This window comes from Kitasatospora sp. NPDC036993 (assembly GCF_055607525.1).
The window spans coordinates 130,554-150,870 of record NZ_JBVJRP010000011.1 but is presented as its reverse complement, the minus strand read 5'-3'; the positions used below and the strand labels follow the sequence as shown (position 1 = coordinate 150,870).

Genomic DNA, 20,317 nt, shown 5'->3' with positions numbered 1-20,317 from the left:
GTGACCCGTACGAACAGCACGACCCGGATCGACGACCTCCCGATCCGGGAGGAGCTGCGCGGCCAGTCCCCGTACGGCGCGCCGCAGCTGGACGTGCCCGTCCAGCTGAACACCAACGAGAACCCGTACCCGCTGCCCGAGGAGCTGGTGGCCCGGATCGCCGAGCGGGTCGCCGAGGCCGCCCGCGGGCTGAACCGGTACCCCGACCGGGACGCGGTCGAGCTGCGCGAGGGCCTGGCCGGGTACCTCGGGAAGACCACCGGCTTCCCGGTCGGACGCGAGCAGGTGTGGGCCGCCAACGGCTCCAACGAGGTGCTCCAGCAGCTGTTGCAGACCTTCGGCGGCCCCGGCCGCAGCGCGCTCGGCTTCGAGCCCTCGTACTCGATGCACGCGCTGATCTCCCGCGGCACCGGCACCGCGTGGATCTCCGGCCCGCGCAACGACGACTTCACCATCGACGTGGACGCCGCCGTCGCCGCCATCGCGGAGCACCGGCCGAACGTGGTGTTCGTCTGCTCGCCGAACAACCCGACCGGCACCGCCGTGGACGCCGGCACCGTGCTGCGGCTGTACGAGGCCGCGCAGGCCGCCCGGCCCAGCCTGGTGGTGGTGGACGAGGCGTACGTCGAGTTCTCGCACCGCCCCTCGCTGCTGCCGCTGATCGAGGGCCGCCCCAACCTGGTGGTCAGCCGCACCATGTCCAAGGCCTTCGGTGCGGCCGGGCTGCGCCTGGGCTACCTGGCCGCCGACGCGGCCGTGGTGGACGCGGTGCAGCTGGTCCGGCTGCCGTACCACCTGTCGGCCGTCACCCAGGCCACCGCGCTGGCCTGCCTGGAGCACACCGACACCCTCCTCGGGTACGTCGGGCGGCTCAAGGAGGAGCGCGACCGGCTGGTCGACGCGCTGCGCGGGCTCGGCCTGGAGGTCACCGACTCGGACGCCAACTTCGTCCAGTTCGGCCGCTTCGCCGACACCCACGCGGTGTGGCAGGCGATCCTCGACCAGGGCGTCCTGGTCCGCGACAACGGCGTCCCCGGGTGGCTGCGCGTCACCGCCGGCACGCCCGCCGAGAACGACGCCTTCCTGGACGCCGTCCGCAGAGTCAGCAAGGAGCTGTGACCCCCATGTCCCGCATCGGACGCGTCGAGCGCACCACCAAGGAGACCTCCGTCCTGGTCGAGATAGACCTCGACGGCACCGGGAGGACCGAGATCTCCACGGGCGTCGGCTTCTACGACCACATGCTCGACCAGCTCGGCCGGCACGGTCTGTTCGACCTCACCGTCAAGACCGACGGCGACCTGCACATCGACACCCACCACACCATCGAGGACACCGCCCTCGCGCTCGGCGCGGCCTTCAAGCAGGCGCTCGGCGACAAGGTGGGCATCTACCGCTTCGGCAACTGCACCGTGCCGCTGGACGAGTCGCTCGCCCAGGTCACCGTGGACCTCTCCGGCCGGCCGTACCTGGTGCACACCGAGCCCGAGGGCATCGCACCGATGATCGGCTCGTACGACACCACGATGACCCGGCACATCCTGGAGTCCTTCGTGGCCCAGGCGCAGATCGCGCTGCACGTCCACGTGCCGTACGGGCGCAACGCGCACCACATCGTGGAGTGCCAGTTCAAGGCGCTGGCCCGGGCGCTGCGCTACGCCGCCGAGCGCGACCCGCGCGCGGCCGGAATCCTTCCGTCGACCAAGGGTGCGCTGTGAGCAATACCGCGATGATCCTCATCTTCGTCGGCCTCTTCCTGGGCGGCGGAGTGATCTCCTTCTGGAAGCAGAAGCACTCCAGGAGCGTCATCCTGGTGCTGGCCTTCGGCTCCGTGATGTGCCTGGCCTCCGGCCTCATGCGCCTGTAGACCGCCGCCAGCCACCACCGCCAGCCGCCCGCCGCACAGAGACTGGACACCTGAACAATGGGCAAGAACGTCGTCGTCCTCGACTACGGCTCCGGCAACCTCCGCTCGGCGCAGCGCGCCCTGGAGCGGACCGGAGCGGACGTCACGGTCAGCTCCGACTACGACACCGCGATGGCCGCGGACGGCCTGCTCGTCCCCGGCGTGGGCGCCTTCGAGGCCTGCATGCGCGGGCTCAAGTCCGTCCGCGGGGACTGGATCATCGGCCGCCGGCTCGCCGGGGGCCGACCGGTCATGGGCATCTGCGTCGGCATGCAGATCCTCTTCGAGAAGGGGGTCGAGCACGGCGTCGAGACGGCCGGCTGCGACGAGTGGCCCGGCACCGTGGAGCCGCTGGACGCCCCCGTCGTCCCGCACATGGGCTGGAACACCGTGGACGCGCCCGAGGGCACCCGGATGTTCGCCGGCCTCGACCCGCAGACCCGCTTCTACTTCGTGCACTCCTACGGCGTCCGGCACTGGGAGCTGGAGACCCACAGCGCGCGGATCAACCCGCCGCTGGTCACCTGGGCCACGCACGGACAGCCGTTCGTCGCGGCCATCGAGAACGGCCCGCTGTGGGCCACCCAGTTCCACCCCGAGAAGTCCGGCGACGCCGGCGCCGCCCTGCTGACCAACTGGGTCAACACCCTCTGACTGCCTGAGAGTTGGAACTGATGAGCCTCGAACTTCTGCCCGCCGTCGATGTCCGCGACGGCCAGGCCGTCCGCCTGGTCAAGGGCGCCTCCGGCACCGAGACCTCCTTCGGCGAGCCGCTCGCCGCCGCCCTCGCCTGGCAGAACGCAGGCGCCGAGTGGCTGCACCTGGTCGACCTGGACGCCGCCTTCGGGACGGGCAGCAACTACGAGCTGCTGCGCGACGTCACCGGCAGCCTGGACATCAAGGTCGAGCTGTCCGGCGGCATCCGCGACGACGAGTCGCTGGCCCGCGCGCTCGCCACCGGCTGCACCCGGGTCAACCTCGGCACCGCCGCCCTGGAGGCCCCGGAGTGGGTCGCCAAGGCCATCGCCGAGCACGGAGACAAGATCGCCGTCGGCCTGGACGTGGTCGGCACCACCCTGCGCGGCCGCGGCTGGACCCGCGACGGCGGCCAGCTCTTCGACGTGCTGGCCCGCCTCGACCAGGAGGGCTGCGCCCGCTACGTCGTCACCGACGTCAACCGGGACGGCACCCTGACCGGCCCCAACCTCCAGCTGCTGCGCGACGTCTGCGCCGCGACGGACAAGCCCGTGGTCGCCTCCGGCGGCGTCTCCTCGCTGGACGACCTGCGCGCCATCGCCTCGCTGGTCGGCGAGGGTGTCGAGGGCGCCATCGTGGGCAAGGCACTCTACGAGCAGAAGTTCACCCTCGAAGAGGCCCTGGAGGCGGTTTCAGGATGACGGACGGTCGGATCGTACGTGGCAGGGTCGGCGGATTCTCCCCCTGGGAGGACGAGTTCGGCTACTCCCGGGCGGTCGCCGCGGGCGACCACGTGCACGTGGCCGGCTCCACCGCCTGGGTGGACGGCCGGATCGAGCACGAGGGCGACCCGTACCGGCAGACCCTCGCCGCGTTCGGCGTCGGGCTCTCGGCCCTCGCCGCGTACGGTCTGACCACGGACGACGTCGTCCGCACCCGGATGTACATCGCCCACGTCCGCGACGCCGAGGAGGTGGGCCGCGCCCACCGCGAACTCTTCGGCGCCGCACGCCCGGTGGCCACCATGGTGGTGGTCGACGGACTGATCGACTCCCGGATGCTGGTCGAGGTCGAGCTCGACGCGTACCGATCCGGGCTGGCAAAGACCCTGGAAGCCCCGGAAGGCGAACAGCCGTGACCCTCGCAGTACGTGTCATCCCCTGCCTCGACGTGGACGCCGGGCGGGTGGTCAAGGGCGTCAACTTCCAGAACCTGCGCGACGCCGGAGACCCGGTCGAGATGGCCAAGCTCTACGACGCCGAGGGCGCCGACGAGCTGACCTTCCTCGACATCACCGCCTCCTCCGGCGACCGGGAGACCACCTACGACGTGGTCCGCCGCACCGCCGAGCAGGTGTTCATCCCGCTGACCGTGGGCGGCGGCATCCGCGCCGTCGAGGACGTCGACAAGCTGCTGCGGGCCGGCGCCGACAAGGTCGGCGTCAACACCGCCGCGATCGCCCGGCCGGAGCTGGTGCGGGAGATCGCCCGGCGGTTCGGGCGGCAGGTGCTGGTGCTCTCGGTCGACGCCCGGCGCTGCCCCTCCGGCGTGGAGACCGAGTCGGGTTTCGAGGTCACCACGCACGGCGGACGCCAGGGCACCGGGCTCGACGCCGTCGAGTGGGCGGGCCGCGCCGCCGAGCTGGGCGCGGGCGAGATCCTGCTCAACTCGATGGACGCGGACGGCACCAAGGACGGCTACGACCTGGACATGATCCGGGCCGTGCGCAAGGCCGTCTCGGTGCCGGTGATCGCCTCCGGCGGGGCGGGCAGGCTCGCGGACTTCGGGCCGGCCGTCGACGCGGGCGCGGACGCGGTGCTGGCGGCCAGCGTGTTCCACTTCGGGGACCTGCGGATCGGCGACGTCAAGGGCGCGCTGCGGGAGGCCGGGCACCCGGTGCGGTGATCTTGTCGAGCGGTGCCTGCCCGCGTTCGCGGACGGGCACCGCTTCCTCGTCGGCTCAGGACTCCCGGGGGTCTTCGCGGGCTCAGGACTCCCGGGGCTCGCCCTTGATCAGGGCGAAGGGGGCGCCGTTCGGGTCCGCGAGCCAGGCGAGCCGGCCGACGTTCTCCACGTCCGAGGCCGGCATCAGCACCGAGCCGCCGGCCGCCGTCGCCCTGGCGATCACCGCGTCCACGTCCTCGGCGGCGAAGTACGGCGTCCAGGCGGGGGGCTGCTCCGGCGACATGGTCGGAGCGATCCCGCCGAAGCCGGTGTCCCGCTGGTCGCCCTCGGCGGTGGAGACCACCCGGTAGTTCATGCCCGGCGACGGCTCGAAGTTCTCCACCCGCCAGCCGAACAGCTGCCGGTAGAAGGTGAAGGCGCCGTCCTGGTCGGACGTGTGCAGCTCGGCCCAGACCAGGGCGCCCTCCTCCGAGACGGCGTCCAGTCCCTTGGTGTTGCCCGCCTGCCAGACGGCGAAGCGGGCGCCCTGCGGGTCCGAGAACTGTGCCAGCCGGCCCTCCCGCATCACGTCCATGGGCTCGACCAGGACCTTGCCGCCGGCCTGCTGCACGGCGTTGGCGGTGGCGTCCGCGTCGGCGCTGCGGAAGTACGTCGTCCAGGTGGACTGGGCACCCTCGTCGAGCGAGCCGATCGCGCCGACGGTCCTCCCGTTCAGCTGGACGAAGCCGTAGCCACCGGTCTCGGGGATCTCCAGGAACGTCCAGCCGAAGACCTCGCGGTAGAAGCCGGCGGTGGCGGGGATGTCCGGGCTGCCCAGGTCGATCCAGCAGGGCGAGCCGATGGGGAAGTCGGTGGTGATCATGGGAGGGTGCCCCTTCGACGGTTCGACGCTTCGGCGAAGTGACCGGGGCGGTTCCGTCGGGCGCGCGCCCGCCCGCTCCCCGGCCACCTGCGAGTCTGCACCCGGGCACCGACATCCGCAGCCGGAGCACGGTCAGGGGAGTGCGACGGGCCCGCCCGGGCGGGCCCGTCCCGGGCTCAGCCCCCGGTCCTGTGCCAGGTGCGGGACGGCGAGGAGATGCCGTCGTAGCCGCTCCCGCCGAGAACGGATCGACAGCCGGTCAACGTGCGGCACCTCCGCGTTGATCGGACGTCGGTCACGGCAGCGGCAGGACGTGGCGGAGGGCCTCGACGGCGTCGGGGGCGCCGTCGACGGCGAGGGTGGTCCGGTCGCCCCGGCCGTAGACGAAGAGGACCAGCTCGCCGGGTTCGCCGGTGAGGTGGACGGTGGGGGCGCCGGCCGGGCCGACGGTGAGGGAACGGCCGTCCGGATGGGTGAGGGCCAGTCGCACGGGGGAGCGGCGGCCCGCCTCGAAGCGGGCGATGAGGGGGAGGCGGCGCCACAGGGCCTCGGCGCGGCCGGGCGGGACGGACTGCCCGGTCCAGTCCTCGGCCGCGCGCACCACGTCCTCGGCGTGGACGAAGTACTCCACGGTGTTCGCCGCCTCGTCGGCACCGGGCAGGGCGAACGGGGAGTAGACCGGCGGGCCGGCCCGGAACAGCCGCACCAGCTCCTCGTACGGCCGCTCGGCGTAGCCGTCCTGCACCCGCTGCGTCCAGCCGGCCAGCGCGCCGACCCGGATGCCCGCGGCGGCGTCGGGGCGGCGCTCGCGGACGACCAGGTGGGCGGCGAGGTCCCGGGTGGTCCAGCCGGCGCAGAGGGTGGGGGCGTCCGGCCCGGCGGCGGTGAGCAGTCGGGCGAGCCGGTGGCGTTCGGCGAGGGCGTGGTTCGACATGGCGTCAGCCTAGGGGGTCGGCCCTGTGCCGGGCCGGTCCGGCCGGTCGGGGTCTCCGGGGTCCCTTCTCTGGGGTCCCGTTTCCCGGGTGCCGTCAGCCGGGGGTGGCGGCGAAGCCGGCGCAGAGCAGGCGGACGCTCCGGGTGAACTTCTCGTCCTGGCTCAGGCGCGGCATCGACGGGCCCATGACCAGGGGGAACCGCTCGCACAGTTCGGCGTACAGCTCGGCGGTGACGGGCGGCGGCGCGGCCGGCTGGTTCTGCTCCTGGAGGACGAAGCCGGTGACGTGGCTGAGGAGGGTGTCGGCGGCGATCGCGCAGTGGCCGGCGGGCAGGCTGGCGTCGAGGAGGGTGCGCAGCAGGCGTTCCATCAGGGAGAGGGCGCCGGTGCTGAGCGTGCCGGGGCTCTCGGCGAGGAGCTGGGCGCCGCCGGGGTGCTGTTTGATGCTCAGGCGCAGGGCGGTGGCCTGGGTCCGGACGCGGTCCTGCCAGGTGGCGGTGGCCGGAAGGCCGTCCAGGGCTTCGGTGCCGGCGTCGTACGCCCGTCGGCAGACCCGGTCGGCCATCAGGGCGAGCAGTTCGTCCTTGCCGCGTACGTGGTAGTAGAGGCTGCCCGCGTGGGCGTCGAGGCGGTCGGCGACCTGGCGCATGGACAGGTTCTGGTAGCCGACCTCGGCGAAGACGGCCATGCCCGCGTCGACGATGCGGTCCTTGGTGAGCTTCATGGGCCTACCGTACAACGCATTCCAACACTGTTCGAAAACTGTGCTAGCTTTGCGCCGTCGGATTTTCGAACGGCGTTGGAAAGCGTCGGAACCGGGGGGAGGGGCCAGGCAATGGGGGCGATCGTCTTCAACGTGACCACGGCCGCGCTGATGGTCATGATGGTCAACTGCGGGTTCGGCGTGGTCGGCCGCGAGACCCTGCGGGGGCGGCCGCTCCCGTGGGCGGCGATCGGCCTGACCGCGCTCGCCGTCGGCGGCGTGCTGCTCCAACTGGTCTGGTCCGGCGCCATGGACGCGCTCGACGCGGACCCCGCCAGGTCCGGCTGGTGGCGCGAGTTCACCTCGGTGTTCATGCAGAACGGCGGCCTCTTCGGCGGCCTGTGGAACCTCGCCGCCGTCGCCGCGCTCGCCCAGTGGTACTGGGGCGGCCCGCTCACCCTCGGCTACTTCCTCGCCGGCATCCTGCTGCCCGGCCGGATCGACACCCTGCTCGGCCTCGGCGACGGCCCCAGCACCGACCCGCGCAACTTCGCCGGCAGCTCCGGCGCCACCTACTTCCTCGGCGCCGGCCTCGCCCTCGCCTTCCTCACCCGCACCCGTCTGCCCAGGGAAATCGCCCTGGCGGCCGGCGTCCCCGCGCTCGGCCTCGCGATGTGGATCGCCCAGGACAACGGCCACGGGCTGGTCTCCGTCTACGGCTTCGCCCTCGCCGCGGCCGTCTGGGCGGTCCGCCGCCGCCTGCCCCGCCCGGCCCCCGGGCGAGCGGCCTGACGAAGACGCTGCCCTCCGCGGGTATGCCTGCGACGGTGCGTGGAGTCCGGCAGCCCGTACGGGTGAGTTCGGCGAAGCGGCTGCCGAGCGGGGCCGGTGTGGGCCATCCTCGTGGCCATGACCTCCGAGCAGCCGCCGCCCGCAGCCGACTCCCGTCCGTCCCGCGGCCTGGTCCTCACCGTTGCCGCCGTGCTGGTCGTCCTGCTCGCGGTGGTGGCCACCGCGGTGCTGTGGCCGGACGACAAGAAGCCGGCCGCCGCGCCGCCGCCGCCCACCCCCACGGCCACGCCGACGCCGACCCCCACGCCGACGCCCACCCCCACCAAGCCGCCGCCGCCGTACGCCTTCTTCCCGGTCGGCGCCTGCTTCGACCACCCCCAGCTGAGCCCGGTGATCACCAAGGCGGAGGAGCGCCCGTGCGCCGGCGAGCACGACGGCGAGGTGATCGCCGACCTCCAGCTCGCCGACGGCCTCACCGGGGAGATCCCGCTCGCCCTCGCCATGCGGGAGGGCTGCAAGGACGCCGAAGCCGCCGCCAAGGCCCGCCAGGGCGACGGAAAGACCTACTACGGCCGCCAGTTCGGCCCGGCCATGGCCAACTACCAGCAGGGCTGGCGGGACTACACCTGCACCCTGACCGTGAGCAACAAGCAGGGCGGCCCCAAGCTGACCGGGCAGTTGCGCCCGTAGCGGGCCCGGTGCGATCCGGTTCGTCCCGCGGAAGCCGAGGGGAGCGCCGCCCCGCAGGTGGTAGCGCGGGCGGGCGCCGCGGCGGCGGCGGGCCGGGCTGACACAATGGGGCCCATGTCCACCACACCCGCCACTCCCGGCAGCACCGCCCTCGCCCCCGGGATCGCCGCCCGCCTCAAGCGCACCGAGGACGGGCTGATCCCGGCCGTCGCCCAGCAGTACGACACCGGCGAGGTGCTGATGCTCGGCTGGATGGACGACGAGGCGCTGCACCGCACCCTCACCACCGGCCGCTGCACCTACTGGAGCCGCAGCCGCCGTGAGTACTGGGTGAAGGGCGACACCTCGGGCCACGTCCAGGTGGTCAAGTCGGTGGCCCTGGACTGTGACGGCGACACCCTGCTGGTCAAGGTCGACCAGACCGGCGCGGCCTGCCACACCGGCGACCGCACCTGCTTCGACGCCGACGTGCTCCCGCTGTCCTGACCCCACTCCGCCCACAACTCCAGAAGGTGCCGCCCGTCATGGAACTCGAAGCCTTCCGCAAGCTCGCCGTCGACACCCGGGTCATCCCGGTCACCCGCAGGCTCCTCGCGGACGGCCTCACCCCGATCGGCCTCTACCGCAGCCTCGCCGAGGAGCGCCCCGGCACCTTCCTGCTGGAGTCCGCCGAACAGGGCCGCAGCTGGTCGCGCTACTCCTTCGTCGGGGTGCGCAGCGCCGCCTCGCTCACCGTCGGCCCGGACGGCGGGGCCCGCTGGCTCGGCACCCCGCCGGTCGGCATCCCCACCACCGGCGACCCGCTGGAGGTGCTGCGGGCCGCGCTCCAGGCGCTGCACACCCCGCGCCAGGAGGACGACGGCCTGCCCCCGCTCACCGGCGGCCTGGTCGGCTACCTCGGCTACGACATCGTCCGCCGGCTGGAGAAGCTGCCCGACCTCAACCCGGACGACCTGCGGCTCCCCGAGCTCACCATGCTGCTCGCCACCGACCTCGCGGTGCTCGACCACGTCGACGGCACGGTGCTGCTGATCGCCAACGCCGTCAACCACAACGACCTGGCCAGCGGCGTGGACGAGGCCTGGGCGGACGCGGTGGCCCGGCTGGACGCGATGGAGGCCGAGCTGTCCAAGCCGGTCGACCCGGGCCTGGCCACCTTCACCCCGGCCGGCCCCGGCGAGGTGCACTCGCCGTTCGGCGGCGAGCCGTACCGGGCCGCGGTGGAGGAGATCAAGGAGCGGATCCGGGCCGGCGAGGCCTTCCAGGTGGTGCCCTCGCAGCGCTTCGAGGCGCCCTGCCCGGCCTCCGCGCTGGACGTCTACCGGGTGCTGCGCACCACCAACCCCAGCCCGTACATGTACCTGTTCCGCTTCCCCGGCCCGGACGGCGGGGCCGAGGGCGGCTTCGACGTGGTCGGGTCCAGCCCCGAGGCGCTGGTCAAGGTCACCGAGGGCGAGGCGATGCTGCACCCGATCGCCGGTACCCGGCACCGCGGCGCCACCCCGCACGAGGACGCGGCGCTGGCCGCCGAGCTGCTCGCCGACCCCAAGGAGCGGGCCGAGCACCTGATGCTGGTGGACCTCGGCCGCAACGACCTCGGCCGGGTCTGCGAGCCGGGCAGCGTCGAGGTGGTCGACTTCATGCAGATCGAGCGCTACAGCCACGTGATGCACATCGTGTCGACGGTCACCGGCAAGGTCGCCCCCGGGCGGACCGCCTTCGACGTGCTGACCGCCTGCTTCCCGGCCGGCACCCTCTCCGGCGCGCCCAAGCCGCGGGCGATGCGGATCATCGAGGAGCTGGAGCCCACCCGCCGCGGCCTGTACGGGGGCTGCGTCGGCTATCTGGACTTCGCGGGGGACTCGGACACCGCGATCGCGATCCGCACCGCGGTGCTGCGCGACGGCACCGCGTACGTGCAGGCCGGTGCGGGCGTGGTCGCCGACTCCGACCCGCACGGCGAGGACACCGAGTGCCGCAACAAGGCAGCCGCCGTGCTGCGGGCCGTCGCCACCGCCAATACGCTGCGGACGCCGGAACCGTCGTAGCGGTCGCGGGGCCGGTGCGGTGACTGCCGGAACGCGCGAGGAGGCGGCCGGGATGCCCGAGGTGCCGTACGACGAACTGCGCTGGGCGGTCGTGCTCGGCGCCGCCGGACAGCTCGGCGAGCAGCCGGCCGGCCACGGCCGGGTGCTGTCCGGGGTGGCGGTCGACTTCCCGGCGGCACCCGGCGGCCCCGGGCCGGAGGCCGTGCCGGCCCCGGACCCGGCGGTGCTGACACCGGACGCGGCGGTGCTGGCCCCGGACCTGGCCGTGCCGGCCCCGGACGCGGCGGTGCTGGCCCCGGACCTGGCGGTGCTCGCCGGGGACGCGGTGCGCGGCGCCCGGGGCCGGTTCGGCGCGGCCGGGGTCGAGGCCGTGCTGGAGGTGGCCAGGCCCGGCCTGGCGGAGGCGGCGAGGGCGTACGCGCGCAGCGGCGTCCCGCTGTACGTGGTGGTCGACCCGGCGGCGGCGGTCTGCACCGTGCACACCGCGCCGTCCCCCGAGGGGGTGTACCGGGAGGCCGAGCGGGTGCCCTTCGGCAACGACCTGTTCCTGCCGCTCGGCGGCCGCACGGTGGTGCTGCGGACCGACGAGTTCCCCACCCCGTCCCCACTCCCCGACCCGGCCCCGTTCCCGTTGCCCGACCCGGCCCCGTTCCCGACCCCGGGTACGGCCTGAGGTGTCGGCCGGGGGATAGTGGACGGGTGACCGCTGAGCAGACCCCCGCCCCCGCCACCCCCAGCCGCCGCACCCTCGGCGTGATGCTGCTGCTCACCGTGCTGAGCGCCGTCCTGGTGCTGACCGCGGCCGGGCGGACCTGGGCCGAGGGCCGGGCCGGCACCCTGGACGTGTCCGTCACCGGCGGCAGGATCTCCGAACTCCCGGGCGGGCTGGCCCTGGTGGGCCTCGCCGCGGCCGTCGCGGTGTTCGCGGTGCGCGGCGCCGGCCGGCTGGCGGTCGGCGCGCTGACCCTGCTGGCCGGGCTCGGCGCCGCGGCCGCCTCGGTGGCCGGAGCGGGCGACACCGCCGCGCTGGACGCCGAGGCCGCCCGAAAGCTGGCACTGACCGGCTCGGCGGCCACCGAGGTCGCGCACACCGGCTGGCCCTGGGTCGCGCTGGCCGGCGGGCTGCTGCTGGCCTTGGCCGGGCTGCTCACCCTGCGCTACGGCCGCGGCTGGCCGGCCATGGGCAGCCGCTACGAGGCGCCGACCCGCAAGGCGCCCGCGAAGACCGAGACGCCGGGCGACCTGTGGAAGGCCCTGGACCGCGGCGAGGACCCCACCGCGGTGTGAGCCGCGTCCGTGTGACGCGATAGACCCGCCACCCGCTTTGGGCCACCGGTGTGTGGCCCGGCACAATGGAACCCGTCAACCCGCCGGCGGCCCCGCAGGCCCGGCCGGGCCCCGAGAGCCAAGGAGCACCACCGATGGCAGCAGCAGCACACGGCCACACCCCCGCCGCCTGGACCGGCGTCGTCATCTCCTTCGTCGGTTTCGGCGTCGCGGGCGTCGCGATGATCCTGCCGTCGGTGCTGCTCGTCTGGGTCGGCCTGGCGGTCATCCTGGCCGGCGGCGTGGTCGGCAAGGCGATGTCGCTCGCCGGCATGGGCCAGCAGGCCAGCGCCAACGTCTACAAGTCGGTCGAGGAGCAGACCGCGGCCCGCCAGGCCGCCGCCGTCACCGCCTGACGGCGAGCTCGTCGCACCACACGTTTGTCGTACATCGGAACGGCGGGCGCGCCACGCCCGCCGTTCCGTCGTGTCCGGGCCCGCCCCGGGCAGAATCGGGGCGTGACCTCCGCCCCCGCCGCCCCCGCCCCGCCGCCCGTACTGCGCCGGCTGAGCCCGCCGCTGACCGCGCTGGCGGCGGTGGCCGTCCCCACCGCGTACGTCGCCGTGGTGGACCCGAACACCCCCGGGCACTACCCCGACTGCCCGTTCCTGACCGCCACCGGCTGGTGGTGCCCCGGCTGCGGGGGGCTGCGCTGCGTCCACGCGCTGACCCACGGGGACCTCACCGGCGCCCTGCACGACAACGCCGTCGCCGTCCTGCTGTTCGGCGTGCTGGCGGTGCTCTGGCTGCGCTGGGGCTGGGCCGCGCTGACCGGCGGGCCACCGCCGAGGACCACCGTCGGGGCCAGGCGCTGGGTGCTGATCGGCCTGCTGGTGCTGGTGTTCACGGTGGTGCGCAACTCGTCGGTCGGGGCGGGGCTGGCACCGCCGCTGGTCTGAGCGGACCGGTCCGATCCGGCCGCCGTGCCACCCGTGCCACTCCTGCCGGCCACCTGGGTCGCCCTGCCGCGCCGGCGCCGGGACCGGGCCCGAGGGCCGGCCGGAAAGCCGTGCAGAAGCGGTGAACCCGCAGCTGGGGACCGCTGGAGCGGGCGTCCGGTCCGCGAGACGCCGGGAGGACTGGTGCGCCCCCCGCCGCCGGGTGCCGATACCATCGAAGAACCGGTGGGCTGTCGCCCGCCGGCTCGTGCCGGCCAACTGGCAGAAAAGATGGGGGCTCCTGAGTGAGTGTGCTCGACTCGATCATCGAAGGGGTCCGCGAGGACCTCGCCGAGCGGCAGGCCCGGGTTTCCCTGGACGAGCTCAAGGCGCTCGCCGCCAAGGCACCGGAGGCCAAGGACGGCGTCGCCGCCCTGAAGGGCGACGGGGTCCGGGTGATCTGCGAGGTGAAGCGCTCCAGCCCCTCCAAGGGCGCCCTGGCGTCGATCGCCGATCCGGCCGCCCTGGCGGTCGACTACGCGGCCGGCGGCGCCGCCGCGATCAGCGTGCTGACCGAGCAGCGCCGCTTCGGCGGGTCGCTGGCCGACCTGGACGCCGTCCGCGCCGCGGTGGACACCCCGCTGCTGCGCAAGGACTTCATCGTCACCGCCTACCAGCTGTGGGAGGCCCGCGCGCACGGCGCCGACCTCGCGTTGCTGATCGTCGCGGCCCTCGACCAGTCGGCCCTGGTGTCGTTGATCGAGCGCGCCGAGTCGATCGGCCTCACCCCGCTCGTCGAGGTGCACGACGAGGAGGAGATCAAGCGCGCGGCGGACGCCGGCGCCCGGATCATCGGCGTCAACGCCCGCAACCTCAAGACCCTCGAAGTGGACCGCAACACCTTCGAGAACGTGGCCCACACCATCCCGGACGGCATCGTCAAGATCGCCGAGTCCGGCGTGCGCGGCCCGCTGGACGTGATCGGCTACGCCAACCTCGGCGCCGACGCGGTGCTGGTCGGCGAATCCCTGGTGACCGGCAAGGACCCGCGTGCCGCGGTCGCCGACCTGGTCGCCGCCGGGGCCCACCCCGCCGTCCGGCACAAGGACTGACACCACCCGATGAAGATCGCCGCCCGACTCGCCCCCGGCTGCCGCCCGCGCGGCTGCCGCGCGCCCGCACGCCGGGTGCTGGGGCGGCGGGTGCGCTACGTCATCGGCTGCGAGCCCGGGCAGGTGCCGGGGCGGCGATGGCGCGTGACGTCCGGCTGAACCAGCCGATCGGACGTCATCGTCGTTCATCTCCGTCTTCGTCAAGGGAAACAACCATGTCCGAGAAGGACTACCTGCCCGGTGCCCAGGTGCCGGACGCGCGCGGCTACTTCGGCGCGTACGGCGGCCGCTTCATCCCCGAGGCGCTGGTCGCCGCGGTCGAGCAGGTCGCCGAGGAGTACGAGAAGGCCAAGACCGACCCGGCCTTCGCCGCCGAGCTCGACGCACTGCTCAAGGACTACACCGGGCGCCCGAGCCCGCTGACCGACGTGCACCGCTTCTCCGCCGAGGCGGGCGGCGCGCGTGTCCTGCTCAAGCGCGAGGACCTCAACCACACCGGCTCGCACAAGATCAACAACGTGCTGGGCCAGGCACTGCTCACCAGGCGGATGGGCAAGACCCGGATCATCGCCGAGACCGGCGCCGGCCAGCACGGCGTGGCCACCGCGACCGCCTGCGCGCTGTTCGGCTTCGACTGCACCATCTACATGGGCGAGGTCGACACCCGGCGCCAGGCGCTCAACGTCGCCCGGATGCGGATGCTGGGCGCCGAGGTGGTGGCCGTCACGTCCGGCAGCCGGACGCTCAAGGACGCCATCAACGAGGCGTTCCGGGACTGGGTCGCCAACGTCGACTCCACCCACTACCTGTTCGGCACCGTCGCCGGGCCGCACCCGTTCCCGATGATGGTCCGCGACTTCCACCGGGTCATCGGGGTCGAGGCGCGGCAGCAGGTTCTCGACCGGACCGGCAGGCTGCCCGACGCGGTCGTGGCCTGTGTCGGCGGCGGCTCCAACGCGATGGGGATCTTCCACGAGTTCATCCCGGACGCCGGGGTGAGGCTGGTCGGCTGCGAGGCCGCCGGCGAGGGGGCCGAGACGCCGCGGCACGCGGCCACTCTCACCAAGGGGGACCCGGGGGTGCTGCACGGCTCCCGGACGTACGTCCTCCAGGACGAGGACGGGCAGACCATCGAGTCGCACTCGATCTCGGCCGGGCTGGACTACCCCGGGGTCGGCCCCGAGCACGCCTGGCTGAAGGACACCGGGCGGGCGGAGTACCGTCCGGTCACCGACGACGCGGCGATGCAGGCGCTGCGGCTGCTGTCCCGCACCGAGGGCATCATCCCGGCCATCGAGAGCGCCCACGCGCTCGCCGGGGCGCTGGAGCTGGGGCGCGAGCTCGGGCCCGAGGCGACCATCCTGGTCTCGCTGTCGGGGCGCGGGGACAAGGACATGCACACGGCGGCGGAGTACTTCGGGCTGTACGACGAGCCGGGTGCGGGGTCCGCGGGCGAAGGCGCTGGGAACGGTGCCGGCAACGGCTCCGCCGAGGGGGGTAAGTGATCATGACTTCGAAGCTGAGTGGTGTCCTGGCGGCGGCCAAGGCGGAGGACCGGGCCGCGCTGATCGGGTACCTGCCGGCCGGGTTCCCGACCGTGGACGGCGGCATCCGGGCGATCAACGCGCTGATCGAGGGCGGCTGCGACGTGGTCGAGGTCGGGCTGCCGCACTCCGACCCGGTGCTGGACGGCGCGGTCATCCAGACCGCCGACGACATCGCGCTGCGGGGCGGTGTGCGGATCAAGGACGTGCTGAGGACCGTCCAGGAGGTCGCCGCTGCGCACCCCGAGGCGCCGGTGCTCGTGATGACGTACTGGAACCCGGTCGACCGCTACGGGGTGGCGCGGTTCGCGGCCGACCTCGCGGCCGCGGGCGGGGCCGGGTGCATCCTGCCGGACCTGCCGGTGGAGGAGTCCGAGGAGTGGCGCAAGGCGGCGGACGAGCACGGGCTGGACACCGTGTTCGTGGTCGCCCCCAGCAGCAAGGACGCGCGGCTGGCGGAGGTCACCGCGGCGGGCAGCGGGTTCGTGTACGCGGCCGCCGTCATGGGGGTGACCGGGACGCGGTCGGCGGTCGGCTCCATGGCCGAGGACCTGGTCGCCCGGACCAGGGCGACGACGGACCTGCCGGTCTGTGTCGGGCTCGGGGTCTCGGACCCGGTGCAGGCGGCGGAGGTCGCGCGGTTCGCGGACGGGGTGATCGTGGGGTCGGCGTTCGTGAAGCGGATCCTGGCCGCGGGCCAGGATGAGGCGGGGGCGTTGGACGCGGTGCGGGGGCTGGCGGGGGAGTTGGCTGGGGGCGTGCGGAGGCGCTGACGCGCGGTAGAGCGGGTGGCTGACGGCCCTTCACTCCTTGGGGAGTGGGGGGTCGTCGGGTTTTCTGGGGGCTTTCGGGAGGGTGGGGTGGGGGTGTGGTCGGGGGGCTTTCGGGAGGGTGGGGGCTGGGGGTGGGGTGGCGCGGTGAGGGTGAGGGTGAGGGGGTGTCGGGGGTGGGGGTGGACCCGAACGGGTGAACTGGGGGTGGGGGGACGCATCGGGTGGGGGTGGGCGGCGTTGAGTGGAGGGAGGAGTGCACGAACGAGGTGTGCCGGGGTTGTGGGGTGAGCGGAAGGGGTGAGCCGGTGCGGGGTCTCCAGCGGGCCGTTCTGCTGCGGGCGGTGGTGGCCGCGTTGGCGCTGGGGGCGGCGGTCGGGGTGCATGTCGAGGTGGGGCACGCGTTGGCGAAGCGGGGGGCCGAGCGGGCGGAGCGGGAGGCGGTGGCTTGTGCGGAGGCGGCTCGGCATCCCGATCTGTTCGATTCCGGGTGGCGGGCGGGGTGCCGGTGACGCGTGAGTGTTCGAGTTATCGGACAGAACGTCACTCATCCGGCTTAATTCCTGAATACGGAGGAACCGGCCTTCGTCCCTTACGGTTCATCAGGGAGTGAACGAGTTTCCCGAGGGGGGTTCCCTGATGGCCGCGCAGCCCGGTGGTTCCGCGCCCGCGCCGATGGCGCGGCGGCCGGTGCCGGTCTGGAGCGAGTGGCTCGGCACCGTCGTCCGGCTCGGTCTCGCGGTGGTCTGGGGGTGGGCCGGACTGGCCAAGGTCTCCGATCCGGCGGAGGCCGCCCAGGCGGTGCGGGCGTACGAGATCCTGCCCGAGGGCCTGGTGAAGCCGATCGGTTACGGCCTGCCGTTCCTGGAGCTGGCGCTGGCCCTGCTGCTGGTGGTGGGCCTCGGTGTCCGGCTGGTGGCAGGGGTCTCCGCGCTGCTGCTGCTGGTCTTCATCGCCGGGATCGCCTCCGCCTGGGCCCGTGGCATCTCGATCGACTGCGGCTGCTTCGGCGGCGGCGGGCACGTCGACGAGTCCCGGACGGAGTACCTCCAGGAGATCCTGCGCGACACCGGATTCCTGTTGCTGGCCGGGTGGCTGCTGTGGCGGCCCCGTACCCGGCTGTCGGCAGACGGCTGGCTGGCGAGCTGACCCCCACATCCCCGCACCCGACGAAGGCCCCCGACCGTGGATGTCAAGGCAATGAGCGATAAGAACCGAGAAGGCAAGCGCACCGCCCGCGAGCGGATGCAGGAACAGCGGGCCGCCGATGAGGCCTCCTCCCGGCGCAGGAAGAAGCTGATCGTGGGCGGCTCCGTGCTCGCGGTGATCGCCGCGGCGGTGATCGTCGGCGTCGTGGTGCAGAACCAGCGCTCCAAGCCGGAGACCCCGACCGCCGTACCGGCCGGGACGATCGGCGACAAGAACCTGGTCATCCCGGTCGGCGCCGGCAACGCGCCCTCCGTCCTCACCATCTACGAGGACCCGCGCTGCCCCGCCTGCGGCACCTTCGAGCGGGAGTTCTCGGCGACCATCGACCAGTTGGAGGACGCCGGGAAGATCTTCACGAACTACCACATCGTGTCGTTCATCGACCGGGCCGTGTCGGGCAAGGGGTCCAGGACGGGCGCCAACGCGCTGGGCTGCGCCCAGGACGCCGGGCGGTTCCGGGACTTCCACGACGTGCTGTACCGCAACCAGCCGGAGGAGACCAACGACGCCTTCGGCGACAAGGCCGTCCTGCTCAGCCTGGCCAAGCAGGTCAACGGCCTGGACACGCCCGAGTTCCAGTCCTGCGTGAAGGACAACAAGTTCGGCGGGTGGGTGTCCGCGGTGCAGCAGGACTTCGACAAGTCCAGCTTCAAGTCCACCCCGACGGTGCTGCTCAACGGCCAGCCGATCTACCCGAAGAACGGCGGCGAGGAGATCACCCCGGCGAACCTGGTGAAGTGGGTGGACGCCGCGAACCAGGGCAAGCAGCTGGGTACGGCGGGCTCGCACGGGCAGACCCCGGCGCCGACCAGCACCGCCTCGGAGGCCAACAACCCGTCGCCGACGGCCGGCTGAGCGCGATCCCGGTCCCGCCCGTCCCCTCCCCGTCCGGAGGGGGCGGCGCGGCCCGTTGTTCGGTTTCTGTGACCCCAGGGGTGTCCGACGGGGCCGTCGGACCCTGTAGCGTCGGAACTGCCATGGATATCGCCTACATTCCCAGCCCGTCGCGGGGCGTCCTGTACATCGGACCGATCCCGCTGCGCGCCTACGCCTTCTGCATCATCCTCGGTGTCGTCGTCGCCGTCTGGCTCGGCAGCAAGCGCTGGGTCGCCCGGGGCGGTGCCAAGCACACGGTCGGTGACATCGCCGTGTGGGCCGTGCCGTTCGGCCTGGTCGGCGGCCGCCTGTACCACGTGATCACCGACGGCGGCCGACTGTACTTCGCCGACGGGAAGAACCCCTGGGACGCCCTCAAGATCTGGGAGGGCGGCCTCGGCATCTGGGGCGCGGTCGCGCTGGGCGCGGTCGGCGCCTGGATCGGTGCCCGCCGCCGGGGCGTGCCGCTGCCCGCGTACGCCGACGCCATCGCGCCCGGCATCGCGCTCGCCCAGGCGCTGGGCCGCTGGGGCAACTACTTCAACCAGGAGCTGTACGGCCGGTCGACCACCCTGCCGTGGGGCCTGGAGATCGACAAGACGCTGCCCGACGGCGAGGTCGTGAAGGGCGTCTACCACCCGACCTTCCTGTACGAGTCGCTGTGGTGCGTCGGTGTCGCGCTGCTGGTGATCTGGGCGGACCGCCGGTTCAGGCTGGGCCACGGCCGGGCCTTCGCGCTGTACGTGGCCGCGTACACGGTGGGCCGGTTCTGGATCGAGTGGCTGCGGATCGACGACGCGCACGTCTACTTCGGCCTGCGGCTGAACGACTGGGTGTCCATCGCGGTGTTCCTCGGCGCGGTCGCGTACTTCGTGATCGTCGGCAGGACCCGGCCCGGCCGGGAGGACCCGGCGGGCGTCGATCCGGCCGCGCACGTGGTGGAGGGCGCGCCGGCGGACGGCACCCCGGCGGAGGACGCCCCGGTGGGGGAGAAGAACGGCAAGAGCGTCGAGGAGAAGGCCGACGGGAAGCCGGTTCTGCGCAAGCAGGCCGATCCCGTGGACGGGGAGACGGCCGGCGAGGACGCCAAGAACCCGATCTGACCTGGGACTTCTCCGCACTGAGGCCACCCTTCGCGAGGTTTGCGAAGGGTGGCCTCAGTGGTGTTCGGACAGCCTTACTTTGCTGGAAATGCCCAGGTCAGAAGGGCTACGTTCAGGGCTGACGAACGACGACGGAGGGGAATGACGATGAGTGCGATCACCGTGGAGGCCGACGCCGGACACCAGCCCCGGATACCCGCGGCCGACCACCACAGGGACGTCAACGGGGGCTGGCTGCGGCCGGCCGTGTTCGGGGCGGTGGACGGGCTGGTGTCCAACTTCGCGCTGATGACGGGTGTGGTCGGCGGTGCGGCCTCCAACGGGACGGTGATCCTCACCGGGCTGGCGGGCCTGGCGGCCGGCGCCTGCTCGATGGCGGCGGGGGAGTACACCTCGGTGGCCTCGCAGCGGGAGCTCGTCCAGGCCGAGATCGAGGTCGAGCGGCTGGAGCTGAGCCGCAACCCGCACGGGGAGCTGGCCGAGCTGGCCCAGCTGTACGTCTCGCGCGGGGTGGACCCGGAGCTGGCCCACGAGGTGGCCCGGCAGCTGTCCGCGGACCCGGAGCTGGCCCTGGAGGTGCACGCCCGCGAGGAGCTGGGCGTCGACCCGACCGACCTGCCCTCGCCGCTGGTGGCGGCCGGCTCGTCCTTCCTGTGCTTCGCGCTCGGCGCGCTGCTGCCGCTGCTGCCGTACCTGCTGGGGGCGACCACGCTGCTGCCCGCCATGCTGCTGGCGGGCGCCGGGCTGTTCCTGTGCGGTGCGGTGGTGGCCAGGGTGACGGCGCGCAGCTGGTGGTTCAGCGGGCTGCGGCAGCTGGTGCTGGGCGGCGCCGCGGCCGGGGTGACCTACCTGCTCGGGTTGCTGATCGGCGGCCATGTGGGCTAACCGCGGGCGTGCATGACTATGCTGGTCAGTGCGTGACGTTTCACACATGGACGGCGAGCGGGGCCTGGCACTGTCTCA

26 protein-coding genes are annotated in these 20,317 nt (G+C 73.3%); 23 read left to right on the top strand and 3 right to left on the bottom strand.

Annotated features, from left to right (window positions below; translation table 11 throughout):
- From ACZ7C5_RS24255 to hisF, 7 genes are read left to right on the top strand one after another with little or no spacing between them, the layout of a single operon-like run.
- Entirely contained in the window at positions 1-1,119 is a 1,119-nt protein-coding gene (locus ACZ7C5_RS24255; RefSeq protein WP_401079073.1) for a histidinol-phosphate transaminase, read from the top strand.
- A gap of 5 nt (positions 1,120-1,124) precedes the next feature.
- Positions 1,125-1,718, top strand: coding sequence for an imidazoleglycerol-phosphate dehydratase HisB (gene hisB, locus ACZ7C5_RS24250; RefSeq protein WP_188298709.1), 594 nt, complete (start codon positions 1,125-1,127; stop codon positions 1,716-1,718).
- Positions 1,715-1,867 carry a hypothetical protein gene (locus tag ACZ7C5_RS24245; RefSeq protein WP_188298708.1) on the top strand — a complete coding sequence of 51 codons (153 nt, stop codon included), beginning with the start codon at positions 1,715-1,717 and terminating at the stop codon, positions 1,865-1,867. The genes hisB and ACZ7C5_RS24245 overlap by 4 nt, the downstream gene beginning before the upstream one ends.
- Before the next feature lie 57 nt (positions 1,868-1,924).
- Complete coding sequence (hisH, locus tag ACZ7C5_RS24240) at positions 1,925-2,560, top strand: imidazole glycerol phosphate synthase subunit HisH (RefSeq protein ID WP_401079078.1); 636 nt, start codon at positions 1,925-1,927, stop codon at positions 2,558-2,560.
- Positions 2,561-2,580: 20 nt separating this feature from the next.
- Entirely contained in the window at positions 2,581-3,303 is a 723-nt protein-coding gene (gene priA, locus ACZ7C5_RS24235) for a bifunctional 1-(5-phosphoribosyl)-5-((5-phosphoribosylamino)methylideneamino)imidazole-4-carboxamide isomerase/phosphoribosylanthranilate isomerase PriA (RefSeq protein ID WP_401079081.1), read from the top strand.
- Positions 3,300-3,740, top strand: a complete 441-nt coding sequence (locus tag ACZ7C5_RS24230; protein ID WP_188298706.1) for a RidA family protein — start codon at positions 3,300-3,302, stop codon at positions 3,738-3,740. Before priA ends, ACZ7C5_RS24230 begins: the two co-directional genes overlap by 4 nt.
- Complete coding sequence (hisF, locus tag ACZ7C5_RS24225; protein ID WP_401079085.1) at positions 3,737-4,507, top strand: imidazole glycerol phosphate synthase subunit HisF; 771 nt, start codon at positions 3,737-3,739, stop codon at positions 4,505-4,507. The genes ACZ7C5_RS24230 and hisF overlap by 4 nt, the downstream gene beginning before the upstream one ends.
- 82 nt (positions 4,508-4,589) lie before the next feature.
- On the opposite strand, the gene ACZ7C5_RS24220 is transcribed toward hisF, so the two are convergent.
- The 3 genes from ACZ7C5_RS24220 to ACZ7C5_RS24210 form a co-directional block, all read right to left on the bottom strand.
- Entirely contained in the window at positions 4,590-5,369 is a 780-nt protein-coding gene (locus ACZ7C5_RS24220) for a VOC family protein (protein ID WP_470323454.1), read from the bottom strand.
- Between the two features lie 295 nt (positions 5,370-5,664).
- Positions 5,665-6,303: a TIGR03085 family metal-binding protein gene (locus tag ACZ7C5_RS24215; protein ID WP_401079091.1), complete on the bottom strand. Its 639-nt coding sequence runs from the start codon at positions 6,301-6,303 to the stop codon at positions 5,665-5,667.
- Between the two features lie 94 nt (positions 6,304-6,397).
- Positions 6,398-7,027, bottom strand: a complete 630-nt coding sequence (locus tag ACZ7C5_RS24210; protein ID WP_470323453.1) for a TetR/AcrR family transcriptional regulator — start codon at positions 7,025-7,027, stop codon at positions 6,398-6,400.
- 111 nt (positions 7,028-7,138) lie between these two features.
- On the opposite strand from ACZ7C5_RS24210, the gene ACZ7C5_RS24205 reads away from it, so the two are divergent.
- The 16 genes from ACZ7C5_RS24205 to ACZ7C5_RS24130 all read left to right on the top strand — a co-directional run bounded on the left by ACZ7C5_RS24205 (position 7,139) and on the right by ACZ7C5_RS24130 (position 20,239).
- The gene (locus tag ACZ7C5_RS24205) at positions 7,139-7,798 is read left to right on the top strand and encodes a hypothetical protein (protein WP_470323452.1); all 660 of its coding nucleotides are present in this window, start codon (positions 7,139-7,141) and stop codon (positions 7,796-7,798) included.
- A 117-nt stretch (positions 7,799-7,915) separates the two neighbouring features.
- A complete protein-coding gene (locus ACZ7C5_RS24200; RefSeq protein ID WP_401079113.1) occupies positions 7,916-8,488 on the top strand; it encodes a hypothetical protein in 573 nt (190 codons plus the stop codon).
- Positions 8,489-8,602: 114 nt separating this feature from the next.
- Positions 8,603-8,974, top strand: coding sequence for a phosphoribosyl-AMP cyclohydrolase (gene hisI / locus ACZ7C5_RS24195; protein WP_470323451.1), 372 nt, complete (start codon positions 8,603-8,605; stop codon positions 8,972-8,974).
- A gap of 38 nt (positions 8,975-9,012) precedes the next feature.
- Positions 9,013-10,536 carry an anthranilate synthase component I gene (locus ACZ7C5_RS24190; protein WP_188298692.1) on the top strand — a complete coding sequence of 508 codons (1,524 nt, stop codon included), beginning with the start codon at positions 9,013-9,015 and terminating at the stop codon, positions 10,534-10,536.
- A gap of 19 nt (positions 10,537-10,555) precedes the next feature.
- The gene (locus ACZ7C5_RS24185) at positions 10,556-11,209 is read left to right on the top strand and encodes a Uma2 family endonuclease (protein ID WP_470323450.1); all 654 of its coding nucleotides are present in this window, start codon (positions 10,556-10,558) and stop codon (positions 11,207-11,209) included.
- A 26-nt stretch (positions 11,210-11,235) separates the two neighbouring features.
- A complete protein-coding gene (locus tag ACZ7C5_RS24180; RefSeq protein WP_401079120.1) occupies positions 11,236-11,823 on the top strand; it encodes a TIGR02234 family membrane protein in 588 nt (195 codons plus the stop codon).
- Positions 11,824-11,957: 134 nt separating this feature from the next.
- Positions 11,958-12,218, top strand: a complete 261-nt coding sequence (locus ACZ7C5_RS24175) for an HGxxPAAW family protein (protein ID WP_188296909.1) — start codon at positions 11,958-11,960, stop codon at positions 12,216-12,218.
- Positions 12,219-12,320: 102 nt separating this feature from the next.
- Positions 12,321-12,761 (top strand): DUF2752 domain-containing protein, encoded by a 441-nt coding sequence (locus tag ACZ7C5_RS24170; RefSeq protein WP_401079123.1) that lies wholly within the window; start codon positions 12,321-12,323, stop codon positions 12,759-12,761.
- A 284-nt stretch (positions 12,762-13,045) separates the two neighbouring features.
- Positions 13,046-13,852 (top strand): indole-3-glycerol phosphate synthase TrpC, encoded by an 807-nt coding sequence (gene trpC, locus ACZ7C5_RS24165; RefSeq protein ID WP_401079125.1) that lies wholly within the window; start codon positions 13,046-13,048, stop codon positions 13,850-13,852.
- A 9-nt stretch (positions 13,853-13,861) separates the two neighbouring features.
- On the top strand, positions 13,862-14,011 hold the full coding sequence (gene trpM, locus ACZ7C5_RS24160) for a tryptophan biosynthesis modulator TrpM (RefSeq protein ID WP_188296911.1): 150 nt from the start codon (positions 13,862-13,864) through the stop codon (positions 14,009-14,011).
- 56 nt (positions 14,012-14,067) lie between these two features.
- Positions 14,068-15,357 (top strand): tryptophan synthase subunit beta, encoded by a 1,290-nt coding sequence (gene trpB / locus ACZ7C5_RS24155; RefSeq protein WP_401079127.1) that lies wholly within the window; start codon positions 14,068-14,070, stop codon positions 15,355-15,357.
- 2 nt (positions 15,358-15,359) lie between these two features.
- Entirely contained in the window at positions 15,360-16,169 is an 810-nt protein-coding gene (gene trpA, locus ACZ7C5_RS24150) for a tryptophan synthase subunit alpha (protein WP_401079129.1), read from the top strand.
- Positions 16,170-16,805: 636 nt separating this feature from the next.
- Entirely contained in the window at positions 16,806-17,315 is a 510-nt protein-coding gene (locus ACZ7C5_RS24145) for a MauE/DoxX family redox-associated membrane protein (RefSeq protein WP_401079131.1), read from the top strand.
- A gap of 51 nt (positions 17,316-17,366) precedes the next feature.
- Positions 17,367-18,230 (top strand): DsbA family protein, encoded by an 864-nt coding sequence (locus ACZ7C5_RS24140; protein WP_401079133.1) that lies wholly within the window; start codon positions 17,367-17,369, stop codon positions 18,228-18,230.
- 122 nt (positions 18,231-18,352) lie between these two features.
- Positions 18,353-19,354: a prolipoprotein diacylglyceryl transferase gene (gene lgt / locus ACZ7C5_RS24135; protein ID WP_401079135.1), complete on the top strand. Its 1,002-nt coding sequence runs from the start codon at positions 18,353-18,355 to the stop codon at positions 19,352-19,354.
- A 147-nt stretch (positions 19,355-19,501) separates the two neighbouring features.
- Positions 19,502-20,239 carry a VIT1/CCC1 transporter family protein gene (locus ACZ7C5_RS24130; RefSeq protein ID WP_223244298.1) on the top strand — a complete coding sequence of 246 codons (738 nt, stop codon included), beginning with the start codon at positions 19,502-19,504 and terminating at the stop codon, positions 20,237-20,239.
- The last annotated feature ends 78 nt before the right edge of the window (positions 20,240-20,317 follow it).

Excerpts from the sequence above, each read along its gene's own strand:
- ACZ7C5_RS24145 (WP_401079131.1), top strand. The coding sequence starts at position 16,806 with ATGGCCGCGCAGCCCGGTGGTTCCGCGCCCGCGCCGATGGCGCGGCGG.
- trpB (WP_401079127.1), top strand. The coding sequence starts at position 14,068 with ATGTCCGAGAAGGACTACCTGCCCGGTGCCCAGGTGCCGGACGCGCGC.
- ACZ7C5_RS24190 (WP_188298692.1), top strand. The coding sequence starts at position 9,013 with ATGGAACTCGAAGCCTTCCGCAAGCTCGCCGTCGACACCCGGGTCATC.
- hisB (WP_188298709.1), top strand. The coding sequence starts at position 1,125 with ATGTCCCGCATCGGACGCGTCGAGCGCACCACCAAGGAGACCTCCGTC.
- trpM (WP_188296911.1), top strand. The coding sequence starts at position 13,862 with ATGAAGATCGCCGCCCGACTCGCCCCCGGCTGCCGCCCGCGCGGCTGC.
- ACZ7C5_RS24230 (WP_188298706.1), top strand. The coding sequence starts at position 3,300 with ATGACGGACGGTCGGATCGTACGTGGCAGGGTCGGCGGATTCTCCCCC.
- ACZ7C5_RS24140 (WP_401079133.1), top strand. The coding sequence starts at position 17,367 with ATGAGCGATAAGAACCGAGAAGGCAAGCGCACCGCCCGCGAGCGGATG.
- ACZ7C5_RS24220 (WP_470323454.1), bottom strand. The coding sequence starts at position 5,369 with ATGATCACCACCGACTTCCCCATCGGCTCGCCCTGCTGGATCGACCTG.
- ACZ7C5_RS24175 (WP_188296909.1), top strand. The coding sequence starts at position 11,958 with ATGGCAGCAGCAGCACACGGCCACACCCCCGCCGCCTGGACCGGCGTC.
- hisH (WP_401079078.1), top strand. The coding sequence starts at position 1,925 with ATGGGCAAGAACGTCGTCGTCCTCGACTACGGCTCCGGCAACCTCCGC.
- ACZ7C5_RS24215 (WP_401079091.1), bottom strand. The coding sequence starts at position 6,303 with ATGTCGAACCACGCCCTCGCCGAACGCCACCGGCTCGCCCGACTGCTC.
- ACZ7C5_RS24130 (WP_223244298.1), top strand. The coding sequence starts at position 19,502 with ATGAGTGCGATCACCGTGGAGGCCGACGCCGGACACCAGCCCCGGATA.
- trpA (WP_401079129.1), top strand. The coding sequence starts at position 15,360 with ATGACTTCGAAGCTGAGTGGTGTCCTGGCGGCGGCCAAGGCGGAGGAC.
- ACZ7C5_RS24210 (WP_470323453.1), bottom strand. The coding sequence starts at position 7,027 with ATGAAGCTCACCAAGGACCGCATCGTCGACGCGGGCATGGCCGTCTTC.
- ACZ7C5_RS24205 (WP_470323452.1), top strand. The coding sequence starts at position 7,139 with ATGGGGGCGATCGTCTTCAACGTGACCACGGCCGCGCTGATGGTCATG.
- hisI (WP_470323451.1), top strand. The coding sequence starts at position 8,603 with ATGTCCACCACACCCGCCACTCCCGGCAGCACCGCCCTCGCCCCCGGG.
- ACZ7C5_RS24200 (WP_401079113.1), top strand. The coding sequence starts at position 7,916 with ATGACCTCCGAGCAGCCGCCGCCCGCAGCCGACTCCCGTCCGTCCCGC.
- priA (WP_401079081.1), top strand. The coding sequence starts at position 2,581 with ATGAGCCTCGAACTTCTGCCCGCCGTCGATGTCCGCGACGGCCAGGCC.
- lgt (WP_401079135.1), top strand. The coding sequence starts at position 18,353 with ATGGATATCGCCTACATTCCCAGCCCGTCGCGGGGCGTCCTGTACATC.